This window comes from Bacillus sp. 007/AIA-02/001 (assembly GCF_004634455.1).
GTDB classification, from domain to species: domain Bacteria; phylum Bacillota; class Bacilli; order Bacillales; family Bacillaceae_G; genus Bacillus_A; species Bacillus_A cereus.
In genome coordinates this window covers 143,673-156,345 of record NZ_SEIY01000002.1, presented here as the reverse complement: position 1 = coordinate 156,345, position 12,673 = coordinate 143,673, and the positions used below count along the sequence as shown (strand labels likewise).

Here is a 12,673-nt window from a genome sequence, read left to right as displayed (position 1 = left end):
GTTATATTATTAAATAGAATAAAGGGGATGATATACTATGACGACTTGGTTTATTGTAATGTTAGTTGTATTTGGAGCATTTAAAATTATCGTTTCTAGCCTTCCTAACACTGTTATTGAATCCATTATTAGCAAGTACGAAACACATCCAAAACTTGAAGAAGAGAATGTGACTATTACAATTCATGGAAATAACGTAGAAGGCGAACAGAAATCAAAAATTATTCATGATTTTAACGAAGGTTTATTTTTAGATCGCTATTATGCACCACCACACAATGAGGGTACGCCTTTAATTATCAATGCAAAACGTGGCAAAAAGAATTTTACATTTTATATTTATAGTCACGAGGAGCATGTTGATGTTGTAAAACAATATAAAAAGAAGGTAGTTGCTTATAGTTTACGCTCTAAAAACCTTCAAAATAGTGATATGTTCGTGTCAGCTGACTTAGCTTAATACTCATATATTGGAAAAAGGAATCCACGAAATATGGATTCCTTTTTTCTCATTTACTGAAAAATAAGCTCTGTCTTCAAACTATCTTTCGGTAACAACCAGCCTTTTTTCTCTAAACTCGCCATTATTAATTCCCTTTGCTTTGTCGCAATACTTTCTTCATTTGTTTTAAATGACACTTCTATTACGAAGTCATCTTCTAATTTTCCGGTATTACTTAATGGCCAAATTTCAATATTTGCTTTTATGTTTTCAAACTCTCCTGTATATCGTTTCATTAATACAGGACCGTAAATACGGGAACTCTTTAACATTTCCTCTCCCCAATTTGTATACAACCATTTGTTCATTTTCCCTGGTAATTTTTCTATTAACATGTTTTGAGCAGCTTGTTCATTTGGTAAATCAAGTATCCCATATCCTTTAGCGCTGTAACTTTTCTTATTTGAAATGCTTAATGTTTTCTTCTCAAATCCCCAATCTATTTCCGCCTCATAACTATCCGTATTACTATCGAATCCTTCTTTTTTAGCTACTTCTAGTGCATCTTGAATTACACCATTTGGAATAGGATATCTTTTTTTATATGTTAATTCAAAATCTTTACTAAATTCTTTCTTTCGAATTCTAGCAAACCAACCTTCCTCGCTTAAACTTTTATTCGCAGTATCTAAAAATTGCACTTGTATTCTTTCATATTTTGTACCAGCCTGGAAATGTTCTAGCACCTCTTGCTTCATCTCTTTATTATCACCTAATACTTGTTCTGGCTTCAATAATAACTTTACTTCAAAACTAGGTTTCATTGGACTAGCTGCAAACCCTTCCTTAACGTTATAAAGGAAACAACAAAAGAAAATGCTTACGAATACAAATACTTTTTTCATATACCTATCCCCTTTACATTTCAAATGACTTCTATACGTTCCATTGCAAGTGAATATACATTTTCATACCCTGCTGTACTTAGCTTTTGTTGTAATCGATCCGTATCCTCTTTCAAAGCGTGCACTAACACCGTATGTTCTGGTAATAATGTATTTAGCATCTCTTTAACGTCTCTTATACTTTGGTGAACTTTATACGGAACTCGCTTCACCCTACATGTACTCCTTACATGTTCTTTCATAACTTTTTCTGCAAAACTCCCTTTCGCAATATGCCCAGTAAAAATAACGGCATTCCGTTTTTCATTCCGAAGTTGTTCATAGTATAACTGTGCTCGTTTCGTTTGCATATTCGCATCACTCATTACAACTATTCCGTAACTATTTTGCATACTAATGTCATTATCCATAACTATTATGTTTCTTTTTAAACTCTCCATAATCCATTTAAGTTCTTCATTATTTTTTATCCAACCTTTATATATGAACATCTCTTCAAATCCAGCCAAAATTTCTTTATCTACTATAAGCGGAAATTCTTTATATCGTTCATATAAATACAATACTATATCTTGCGCCCTACCAAGTTGTGGCAGCGGTAATAATGCTATTCCTTCATTTTGCATAACTCGTTCAATTTCTGCACATAGGTCGTCTAATCTTTCATTTTGCGAAACATCATCTGTGTGATAAGCGGCATCTACAATTGCAACTTTTATATTGTGGCCCAATTTCTCAGGTAAATTAGCTCGTAGTATATTAGACTCTGCTGAATAGTCGCCTGAATAAAATACGTATGTATTACACATATCAACTAAAAACCAAACAGCTCCTAATACATGCCCACTATACCCCCACTGAAACCGCAATGTAGGAGTAATTTGTAACCATTCATTTGGATTGCTAATCTCATCAATACATACATAATTTAAATCTTTTATATGTTGGTCGCTATAAGGTAAATTCCATCCTTGCATCACATTATAGTTTCTCCATTTTTCATAATATAACGGCAGTTGCTCCTTCGTATAACGAGTCGTCCAAATTTTTTTCTTATAGCCATACTTCGCTAATAAAGGTAAACCCATCGTATGATCTTCATGAATATGTGATAAAAATACCGCATCTAAAAATGGAACAGCTTCTCTCTCTATTTTTGGATAACCATCCTCATAAGATCGATTAATACCACAATCAAATACTATTTTCGTCTCTTTATTTTTTACAAAATAGCAAGAGCGACCGTATTCTCCTGCTCCTCCCCATACTTCCACTCTCATCATGCTACCCCTTTTCGCTTTTGCTCCATATGTTGCAGCAGTAATAAGCACATTGTTGTAAGTCCAACAGAAACAACGGCCATCGCCATTCCTATAGATACTTCACCCTGTTCAAATTGAGCAAAAATAAACGTTGCTGACGTTTCTACTGATGGAGGTAATACGAGAAGTGATGCTACTAACTCTCTTATTGAAATTGTAAATGTCATCGCCCATCCGGCAAGAATGCCTGGGATAATAAGAGGCAATATTATTTTTCTAAAAATATAAATATAATTTCCAGAAAAAATACTTCCTGCCTGCACGAGAGAATCATCAATTTGTCCGAGTGATGATTTTACATATTGCACCGTGTAAGGTAAAAACAGAACAACATACGTTACGATAACCATGATTGGTGTATTATAAATTGACATAGGCATATATGGTGAATTCCAAAATAGAATAAGACCTACAACCATAACGATTCCTGGTACCATATTCGGTAACATACCGCACATATCAAGCCATTTTTCAGAGGTTTTTTTCCCCTTTCGAATCATAAGTGCCAAAAAGACTCCAATCATTACCGCAATAATCGCTGTTACGAGTGAAAAAAGAAAACTATTCCATAAAGCCTCTAATCCCGGAGACCCCATTGTAAACAATGCCTCATAATGACTTGTTGTAAAGTTATTTACATGTAAACCGCCGCCTCTTAATTTTGAAAAAGAAGCAATAAGTATAGAAAAGTATGGAATTCCAATTGATACGATTAATAAACCAATTACATACATCCATGCTACAACGCGCGTAAATATAGACAAAGTATATCTTTTAGATTTCACACCTTTTCCACTAACCATTGCATATGAATACTTTCGATTCAATACATTTTGCATATACCAAATGAGCATACAAGCACTAAGTAATAAAGAAGATAATGCTGTTGCACTACTGAAATCAATTGGCCAACTCGAAATAAATTTATGAATTTCTGATGTTAACACGTGGAATCCTATTCTACGTCCGAATGTAGCCGGTGTTCCAAATTCAGCAATCGTCTTTACGAAAATGAGTAAAGCACCCATTACATAACTTGATACTAATAACGGCAATATTATTTTTCTTAAGCGATAGAAAAAACTTCCGCCATGAACTGCTGCAGCTTCTTCTTTACTACTCCCAATCTGAAGTAACGTGTTTTTCAGCATGAAATAAAGGAATGGGAATAAATGCAGACTCATAATTAATACCATACCTCCTAAACTAAAAAACGATGATGAAACTGTCTTTAGCATCGGGAAAAATTGTTCAAAATAGCCGTTAGATTGCATGAACAAAATCCAGCCCATCGATCCAATATACGGCGGTGTCATAAATGGAATCATAAAAACAATATCTAACTTACTATACTTTCCTACATCTGTTTTGCTCATAATAAATGCCAATGGAAATGCAAATATTGTAGCACCTATTACAACGAGTGCACCTAGAAGCATCGAATTTAGAAAAATCCCAGCTAATCCACCACTCTGCATCACTTCAAAAGGCTTTAAAAAATTCCAACTGCTATTTTCATATACACTAGAAAATAAAATAAGAAAAAGTGGAATGACGATTAACATCGCCACAAGTAATAACGCTACCGTCATTCCAACTTGTCTTACTGATACGAATCGATTTACCATGGAATCACCATCTTATTGAAATACTTTCTTAAATTGTTTTCCTATTTCATCTTGCTCTTTCTCAACTGTTTTCCAATCAATATTTAATACTGGAATCTCTTCTACATTTGGTCTATTTTCAGCTTTTATATCTGTTCTACCAGGCAATAAATACGCTTTAGAAACTTGTTTTTGTACATCATCGGATAATAAATAATCAATAAACTCTTTTGCACCTTCAACATTTTTACTATCCTTCATAATCCCAGCTACACGTGGGCTAATAACTGTTCCGTTTTTTGGATATACAATATCAACAGGTTCACCCTTTGCTTTTGCGCTATACGTCATATAATCAACACCCGCAATGACCATATCTTTCGCACCTGTTACAACTGGGTCTAACGCTTCCTGATTTGCTCCTGCTACTGTAACTTCATTTTTCTTAAGCTGCTCAAATAAATTCCATCCATCTTGTCCATTCTTTTTCACGTATCCTGTTACAAAGTCTAAAGCTGAACCTGAAAGTGCTGGATCTGGAAGATTCACTTTCCCTTTCCATTCTCCTTTCGTTATATCGCTCCAATCTTCAGGCGCTGTCTTCACATTTTTTGTATTGTACACAATCCCTAATGCTGAAGCACTATACCCGAAATAATGGCCTTTATCATCTGACCATTCAGAACGCAGCTTATCAGCTTGTTTCGCCTCTTTATAAGCTAACGTTTGACCCTCTTTCTTTAATCCTTCCATCGCTGGTAAGGAAGCGAGTACGACAACGTCAACGACTGGATTTTTCTTTTCAGCTTCCATTCTCGCTAAAATTTTACCAGTTGTCCCTTGAAACATTTCCACCTTTATACCAGTTTTCTTTTCAAAGTCTTTTTGAATTTTTTCTGCTAACCCTTTTGGCCCTGCACTATATACAACAATTTTCTTTTCATTCGTATTTGTACTTTTTGCATCTGCATTACCCTTTGAACTACAACCTGTTACTACAGCCGAAAATAATAAAGTACATACAAATAAAGACTTAAGCGAACTGAATTTCTTCATACGATTCTCCCCCTATATGATGAATACATTTTTTTGGCACATATAACGATACTGGTTTACCGATGCTTAATTTACTATTGTGATAAGCTGTCCATATTCCGAGTGCCCCCATGTTTACTTTTATTTCATACCGTTCTCCTACATATGTAACGTGCTTAATTTCACCTGTATACATTTCGCACACATCATTTTTCGTCCAGCTCACATGCTCTGGACGAACCATTTTTTTACCCTCTACAAGCCAATTCGCCTTACCAACAAATTTGGCAACAAATTCATGAGACGGTTTCACATAAATATCTTCGGGTGTTCCTTTTTGTAATACTGCTCCTTGTTTCATGACAATAATTTGGTCTGACATTGACATTGCTTCTGTTTGATCGTGAGTAACATACAGTGCAGTTAAACCAATGGAATGAACGATATCCATAAGCTCTATTCTCATTTCTTCTCGCAAAATTGCATCGAGCGCACTTAGCGGTTCGTCAAACAAAATAAAATGAGGTTTTGTTACAATTGCTCTAGCGAATGCGACACGTTGTTGCTGTCCACCAGAAAGTTCGTGTGGATACCTTTTCTCCATACCTTGCAGGCGAACTCGCTTTATTGCATCTTCTACTTTTTCTCGTAAATGATTCGTTTGCTTTGTAGCTCTTAAACCAAATGCAACATTTTCAAAAACAGTCATGTGCGGCCATAAAGCAAAATCTTGAAATACCATACCGATATTCCGTTCATGAGGAGATGTCTTTATCTTTTTTGTAGCAGAATACATGCACTGGTCTCCAAAATATATTTCTCCCTTATCCGGTTCTTCAAGTCCTGCTATCATTCTAAGTAAAGTCGTTTTCCCACATCCCGAAGGTCCTAAAAGTGTAGTGAATTCCCCTTGTTTCATTACAATCTGCAACGGCTTTAACGCTTGTGTTTTTCCAAATGTTTTTTCTAATCCATTAATTTTAATATCCATCGTCTCACCTCTCTCCCCTCATTCTTAACCTGCTTTCATTCTATATGGAAGATTTATACTTAATGTTAATGTACTGTAAAGATTAAATTAAAAAACTTCTAATAAACTATTTATTTCTATAGATTTTTTCTATAGTTAAAATAAAAAAGGCGGCAATTCATAATGAATCTCTTAAAATTAGAAATTGTAGTACTTATTAAGAAATACAAAAAGCTTACAATCGTTGCAGAAAAACTTGGCGTTAAACAACCAACTATTACTTTTCATATAAAAAGCTTAGAAGAAGAACTCGGTGTGTCTTTATTCGAATTACGTTCTGGAAGGTATTTCTTAACAGAGGCTGGTGAGGCTTTGCACCATTATGCTTGTAAAATAGATGCACTTATGAAAGAAGCTAGACGTGTCACGCAAGAGTTTAAAGATTTTCATAAAGGCGCTATAACAATCGGCGCTAGTTATGTACCAGCGACTTATCTTTTGCCAGCAGTCGTTCATCAATTTCAATGTGAATTTCCCAATATAAAAATAACGCTACTAGTTAAAACCGCCCCTGAAATTCGAATGATGCTACAAAATCACGAAATCGATCTTGGGATAATTTCCGCTGCTCCATTTGATGAACCACTTTTAAAACAAACGAATATAATGCCCGATACACTTGTTCTTGCTTTTTCCAAAGAACATCATTTTTCAAAGAAAGACAATGTATCGTTACAAAATATAGAAAAGGAACGCATACTATTGCATCGTAATCCATCTACAACGAGAGACTTACTTACACAATGGACGTTAGCGCACAACATTACATTCCAATCAGAAATTGAATTAGACTCATTAGAAACGATGAAACAAATTTTAAAATATGGTAATGGAATTGCCTTGATTTCTAAACTTGCTATCGAACAAGAAATACAACGAAATGAGCTATGCTATATACCAATCCCTGAATTTGAATTTCAGCGTAATATTTATACGATTCATCATGAAGACAGATGGAATTCTAAAATCATTTCTTTTTTACTACAGAGCATCACTACATTTGCAACAAAAAATTAAAAGGCTGTCGTTATGCACGACAGCCTTTCAAACTATAAATCTATTTATTTTTCTTTGCCTCAATTTTTGCTTGCGCCTCTTCAGCCTTATCTAATGCTTCTGATACTTTCTTCTCTTTTTCTTTCACTTCATCTATACTATCGACAGCTTTAATAATTTTATCGATTCCCTCTTCTTCTACCTTTCTACGCTTTGCCACTCTTTCATTTACTTTCTCTTCCACATCTTTTGCTTTTTGAAGCATATTCTCTGCATTTGATATTACAGCTTTTTCAAGTTCATCATCTTTTTTCTTTTGTAACACTTCATTTGCAATGTCTTTCGCTTCTAAATACTTACCGTCTTTTAATGCTGTTGCTCCCTGATCCATTTTCTCAGCAACTTCTTTATATGATTTCGCTTCATTTCCTGATTTCTCTTTTTCTGCTTTTTCGAACCACATTGTTGCATCACTATACTTTTCATCTTTCAATGATTGCATACCTGTTTCAATATATGTGTCATAATTGCTACATCCAGCCATTACGACTAATAGAAAAAGCATAACAAAACTTAATTTTTTCATGCTGTTGTCTCCTTTTCTTTGCAAGCTCACTTTACTTTAACATACATGAAAAAGAGTTTCAAAAACTAAAATACTAATTTAGTCATTTTTATTTTATTAAGTCACATTTCCTTTTAGACAGACACATCCACTTGCTTTTTCATTACATGCTTCTTTACTCCTACTAATACAACTAACAATAAACCTACGCCTAATGTCATCATAACAATGCTAGTTGGCAACATATCTAATAATAATCCATACACAATCATACCGAGCGGTGCGATTGCAGTAGAAATTGTTTCAAGTAAGCCGAAAACGCGTCCTAAATAACTTGGATCTGTCGTCTTTTGCAAATGTACTTGCATCGGGATATTTACAACCATCATTGATATACCAGTTAACATCATAAAAGCGATATAGTAAATAAAACTTGCTACTTTCGGGATGGTGACTACTAATGGAAACACTGTACATAAACTCAAACTCGCAAATAAAAACAACCCAATATAAACAGAGCGAAACGGATCATTCACTTCTTTACGTACTGATAACGCAATTGCACCAATTAACATCCCAACTGCTAACATTCCCTCTACAACACCGAGTTGTTTCGAAGATAGATGCAAATTTTGAACAATAATATATGGAAGTGAAACGAAAAGTGCACTCGCAAAAAAGTTTACCCCTACTGCAATTTTCATTAAACCATATATTTCATGCTGTCTTTTCACATATGAAAACCCTTCTTTTATACTCGTCAAGAAATGCTCTTTACTTTCAGCCTTTTCTTTTTTGTATAAATCAAATACGATAAACAATTGCACAACAACCGCTAAAAAGAATGTAATGCTATTCAATAGGAAAAACGATTTAATTGAAAAGAAACCAAATACAACTCCGCCAATAATCGGTGCTAAAATATTTGATAAAGATGCTGCCGTCTGGTTCAAGGCACTCGCTTTTTGAATACGTCCTTCATCTACTAAACTTGGAATAGATGAAGTTAATGAAACAGAGTAAAAACTCGCACAAATTGATAATAATGCTGCTGAAACATAAATAAACAGAAGTGATGGCCCAAAAGTAGTTGCAAGGATAAACATAATAAACATTGTTAAACTACTTAACAAATCGGTACCGATGACAAGCCATTTTCGATTGACGCGGTCAGCTACAGCACCAGCAATTGGTCCACAGATTAGCCTTGGAATCGATCCACAAATAAGCGTAGTTGCAAACCCCATTCCTGAACCCGTTGTCTTTAATACGTATAATCCCATTGCAAACGTATAAATACCGGCTCCTAGCAAAGACGTCATTTTCCCAATCATCATTAAAATAATATTTCTCGTTGCAATCTTCATTCTTGAATCATTTTGTCCTATACTTATATCCCCCATTTTTGACACTCTCCCCTTAAAAGTTAAATTGTGTTAAACTTATTATATAATTAACTTTCCAATTTTTACAACAAAAAGTTTAATGACATTTAACTTTTTAACTATAAAGGAGCAATTATATGGCTACTCTCGGTGAAAAAATTAAAACGTTACGAAAAGAAAAAAAGCTTACTCAAACTGATCTAGCAGGTTCAGAACTCACAAAAAGTATGCTAAGTCAAATTGAAAATGGAAAAGCTACACCTTCTATGAAAACACTACAATATATCGCTGACAAACTTGAATGTGAAACGAGTTTTTTATTAGAAGAAGATGATGTAGAAATTGTAGGACTCATTCAACAAACGGAGAAACTAATAAAAGCAAACAAGTACGATGAAGTATATGAGGTTTTACTACCGATCGTTCAAAAAGAGCTACCTCCCACTTTGAATACTGCTCGTTTATATAAACAGTTTGTAACAGCTGCGGCTAAAATGAAAGATTACAATATTGAATATTACGTTGAAAAGGCTACTTCTATTTTTGAGAAATATACGTTATACCGGGATAGTACGGAAACAAAATTAAAATTATCCTTTACGATATTCACACGTAAAAAATATGCTGAATGTTTACAACTTATAGCTAGTATCCGAAATGACTATGAAGAGAAACATTTAGAAATGGATCTCATTATACATATCGAATTATATTTATATGAAGCAATTATTTTTCTTGCATGTGGTGATTACGAACAATGTGAAAGTGTCATTTTAGATGCACTTGCATTTTCAAAAAAACATCAAGTGTATTATAAAACAGATGAATTTTATCGTATTTTATCTTATCAAAAAGTAATCACGGCTGATAAAGAACAATATTTACATTACATAAAAAAATCAGAGCAATTCGCCATTTTTACAGAAGATAATTTCTCTGCGGCGGTTATTGATCTTTTAAAAGCTTTCTACTACAACACAATTGCTAATGAATATACAATTGCATTAGAACATTTAGAACAATTTCGAGAAAAATTAAAAGATGAGCCAATTTTTCAAGATGATGGATCATATTATCTTGAAAAAGGAAAAGCTTTGTATGGTTTAAAACAATACGAAGAAGCTTTAAAAACATTGCAACGCGCTATCATACCAGATTATATAAACCATCCACTTGATCACGCACGGCTTACAACAGCTGGGGCATATCGCGCTCTTTGTTATGTGAAACTTAATGATAAAAAAAGAGCTCTTGAAGAAGTAACAGAAGCATATGAAATCGTACAGGCCTATCCTGATTCCATCTTCACTTCATTTATTAAAGAAACATTACAAATAATACAAAAACTTTAAGAATGTCTCTAAATGGTATATTATTCCTCTTTTTTAGCAAAGATAATAATGATGGGAGGAATATAAATGAATATACAACGTGCAATAGAGCTTTCTATGTCAGCAGAACAAGCCAATGTCAATTTTCAAGGCATGCCTGTTATGATTCAACACGTCGATGAAAGCAATGAAACCGCCCGCATATATGAAGTAAAAAAACCAGGACGCGAATTAACTGTTCCAGTTAATAGCTTAGAGGAAATATAAGAAATGCCACTTCTCTTTTGAAGTGGCATTTTTCTTCTTTCAGATTACTTATTATAAATTTCTTCAACTCTTTATTTTACATGAGCTGAAAAAACAAGAATTTTCTACTTCTTTTCTTTTTGTGACCTGCTAAAATACAAACTATGGATTAATTATTCGTACTATACATTAAGGAGGAAAAATAATGGCATCTAATTTAGAAAAAAACCAGCCTTATTATGCAGTTATATTCACTTCTAATTTATCAAATAATACAACTGACTATAATACCGTTGCCGAAGAAATGGATAAACTTGCAAAGCAACAACCTGGATTTTTAGGTGTAGAAAGTGCACGAGGTAATTCTGGACTCGGAATAACAATTTCTTATTGGGAATCACTTGATGCGATTGAAAATTGGAAGAAGAACACCTTACATAAAGAAGCGAAAAAAAGAGGTCGTGAGCAATGGTATGAAAACTTCCACCTGCGTATTTGTCTTGTTGAGAAAGAATTTAAGTTTCATAGAGGTACTTTATAACTATGAAGGAAAAATTAGCTCTCGTTATTGTTCATGAAATATATGGTGTGAACGACCATATGCATCACGTTACCCAGCACTTTACTTCATCTCATATAGACGTATTCTGTCCTAATCTTCTACACTTACAACATGCATTTCATTATCGTGATGAAGAAAAGGCATATGAACATTTTGTAAATCATATTGGATTTGATGATGGAAAAAAGCAAATTGAAGAATTCATTTCTCATCTTTCTAGTAGTTATACACATATTGGACTTATCGGCTTTAGTGTTGGAGCTACCATCTCATGGCTATGTAGTAACAATCCGAAAATAGATTTTATTATCGGATGTTACGGTTCTCGTATACGCGACTATGTTCACATAAAGCCTACATGCTCTACATTACTTATATTCCCTGAAAAAGAAGCTAGTTTTTCAGTATCCTCTTTAATTCACACATTGCAGCAACAAAAGAATCCTTTATTAGAAATAAAACAACTACACGGTGAACATGGATTTCTAAATCCGTACACTGAAAAATATAACGGGCACTCTACAAAACAAGCATACAATTTAATAGATTCATTTCTTGTAAAGTGAAACTTCAATCAGTGGGGGGGGGGTCATCCCCCACCTAATCTCTTTTCTTACGTTGAGTTTTAAGGTGTGGGTCTTACTGCCCATGCGTGATAAAAACAATCTTATACAGGAGACTCAAAATGACGCTGACATTACTCTTACTTGTTTTCATACTCATTGCCTTTATCTCAGCGCTAACTATCATTTTTAAAACCGTAAAAAAAGGGCTATTTTTCAACCGCCCCTACTTACAATCTATTATCGTTTGCCTTTTATTTTTTACTAATTGGATCTTATATGTAACAACTTTTTATTCGTTACTTCCCGAGAAAATTAGTGAGTTCCTATTCCTACCCATTTGGTTTTTCCTTTGTATTTTAGGTTTTATAACTTTCTGGCGTGAATGGGGAAATAATCGTGTATTCTCCATATGTATCGGTTTTCTTTCCTTGACTAGTTTTTTATTTGGATTATTGTTGTTAGTTCTTTCCGGGATGTAATAGAAGAAGGAAGAAAAGCCAACTTTCAACTTTTCTTCCTTCTATGTTTACCTTTAGTTTTCACTGTCACTGATTCACAAGGTGTATAATATATTTGAGGTGTCGCCTTATCAACAAACATCATAAACGTAATAAAGCCGATAATAAAGAAAATAAATAACGTTAACAAAATTGCTCCTATCGTTAAAAGTATCATAACACC

At 33.9% G+C, this 12,673-nt stretch carries 15 protein-coding genes; 7 read left to right on the top strand and 8 right to left on the bottom strand.

What is annotated here, in order from left to right:
• The first annotated feature begins 37 nt into the window (after positions 1 to 37).
• Complete coding sequence (locus ES895_RS06275; protein ID WP_000214592.1) at positions 38 to 460, top strand: YfmQ family protein; 423 nt, start codon at positions 38 to 40, stop codon at positions 458 to 460.
• Positions 461 to 513: 53 nt separating this feature from the next.
• Here ES895_RS06275 and ES895_RS06270 read toward each other — a convergent pair whose 3' ends face one another.
• From ES895_RS06270 to ES895_RS06250, 5 genes are read right to left on the bottom strand one after another with little or no spacing between them, the layout of a single operon-like run.
• Complete coding sequence (locus tag ES895_RS06270; protein ID WP_098963634.1) at positions 514 to 1,347, bottom strand: hypothetical protein; 834 nt, start codon at positions 1,345 to 1,347, stop codon at positions 514 to 516.
• Positions 1,348 to 1,367: 20 nt separating this feature from the next.
• Positions 1,368 to 2,630, bottom strand: a complete 1,263-nt coding sequence (locus tag ES895_RS06265) for an MBL fold metallo-hydrolase (protein WP_061655893.1) — start codon at positions 2,628 to 2,630, stop codon at positions 1,368 to 1,370.
• A complete protein-coding gene (locus ES895_RS06260; protein WP_109103088.1) occupies positions 2,627 to 4,297 on the bottom strand; it encodes an ABC transporter permease in 1,671 nt (556 codons plus the stop codon). The genes ES895_RS06265 and ES895_RS06260 overlap by 4 nt, the downstream gene beginning before the upstream one ends.
• Before the next feature lie 12 nt (positions 4,298 to 4,309).
• Positions 4,310 to 5,332, bottom strand: a complete 1,023-nt coding sequence (locus ES895_RS06255; RefSeq protein ID WP_109103089.1) for an ABC transporter substrate-binding protein — start codon at positions 5,330 to 5,332, stop codon at positions 4,310 to 4,312.
• Complete coding sequence (locus ES895_RS06250; protein ID WP_135238204.1) at positions 5,310 to 6,302, bottom strand: ABC transporter ATP-binding protein; 993 nt, start codon at positions 6,300 to 6,302, stop codon at positions 5,310 to 5,312. Before ES895_RS06250 ends, ES895_RS06255 begins: the two co-directional genes overlap by 23 nt.
• A 162-nt stretch (positions 6,303 to 6,464) precedes the next feature.
• Between ES895_RS06250 and ES895_RS06245 the strand changes: the two genes are divergently transcribed.
• Entirely contained in the window at positions 6,465 to 7,358 is an 894-nt protein-coding gene (locus ES895_RS06245; protein ID WP_061655896.1) for a LysR family transcriptional regulator, read from the top strand.
• 40 nt (positions 7,359 to 7,398) lie between these two features.
• Here ES895_RS06245 and ES895_RS06240 read toward each other — a convergent pair whose 3' ends face one another.
• Both ES895_RS06240 and ES895_RS06235 read right to left on the bottom strand, forming a co-directional pair.
• Positions 7,399 to 7,923 (bottom strand): COG3014 family protein, encoded by a 525-nt coding sequence (locus tag ES895_RS06240; protein ID WP_000736440.1) that lies wholly within the window; start codon positions 7,921 to 7,923, stop codon positions 7,399 to 7,401.
• A gap of 113 nt (positions 7,924 to 8,036) precedes the next feature.
• Complete coding sequence (locus ES895_RS06235) at positions 8,037 to 9,305, bottom strand: MFS transporter (RefSeq protein WP_000502489.1); 1,269 nt, start codon at positions 9,303 to 9,305, stop codon at positions 8,037 to 8,039.
• A 119-nt stretch (positions 9,306 to 9,424) separates the two neighbouring features.
• Between ES895_RS06235 and ES895_RS06230 the strand changes: the two genes are divergently transcribed.
• From ES895_RS06230 to ES895_RS06210, 5 genes are all read left to right on the top strand, one after another.
• Positions 9,425 to 10,639, top strand: a complete 1,215-nt coding sequence (locus ES895_RS06230) for a transcriptional regulator (protein ID WP_000212386.1) — start codon at positions 9,425 to 9,427, stop codon at positions 10,637 to 10,639.
• A 66-nt stretch (positions 10,640 to 10,705) separates the two neighbouring features.
• Positions 10,706 to 10,885, top strand: coding sequence for an H-type small acid-soluble spore protein (locus ES895_RS06225; RefSeq protein ID WP_098321679.1), 180 nt, complete (start codon positions 10,706 to 10,708; stop codon positions 10,883 to 10,885).
• A gap of 184 nt (positions 10,886 to 11,069) precedes the next feature.
• Positions 11,070 to 11,405: an antibiotic biosynthesis monooxygenase family protein gene (locus tag ES895_RS06220; protein WP_135238203.1), complete on the top strand. Its 336-nt coding sequence runs from the start codon at positions 11,070 to 11,072 to the stop codon at positions 11,403 to 11,405.
• 2 nt (positions 11,406 to 11,407) lie between these two features.
• The gene (locus tag ES895_RS06215) at positions 11,408 to 11,992 is read left to right on the top strand and encodes a dienelactone hydrolase family protein (protein WP_000660114.1); all 585 of its coding nucleotides are present in this window, start codon (positions 11,408 to 11,410) and stop codon (positions 11,990 to 11,992) included.
• 119 nt (positions 11,993 to 12,111) lie between these two features.
• Complete coding sequence (locus ES895_RS06210; protein ID WP_002133070.1) at positions 12,112 to 12,471, top strand: hypothetical protein; 360 nt, start codon at positions 12,112 to 12,114, stop codon at positions 12,469 to 12,471.
• Between the two features lie 25 nt (positions 12,472 to 12,496).
• Here ES895_RS06210 and ES895_RS06205 read toward each other — a convergent pair whose 3' ends face one another.
• Complete coding sequence (locus ES895_RS06205) at positions 12,497 to 12,667, bottom strand: DUF3951 domain-containing protein (protein ID WP_000602236.1); 171 nt, start codon at positions 12,665 to 12,667, stop codon at positions 12,497 to 12,499.
• Between the last annotated feature and the right edge of the window lie 6 nt (positions 12,668 to 12,673).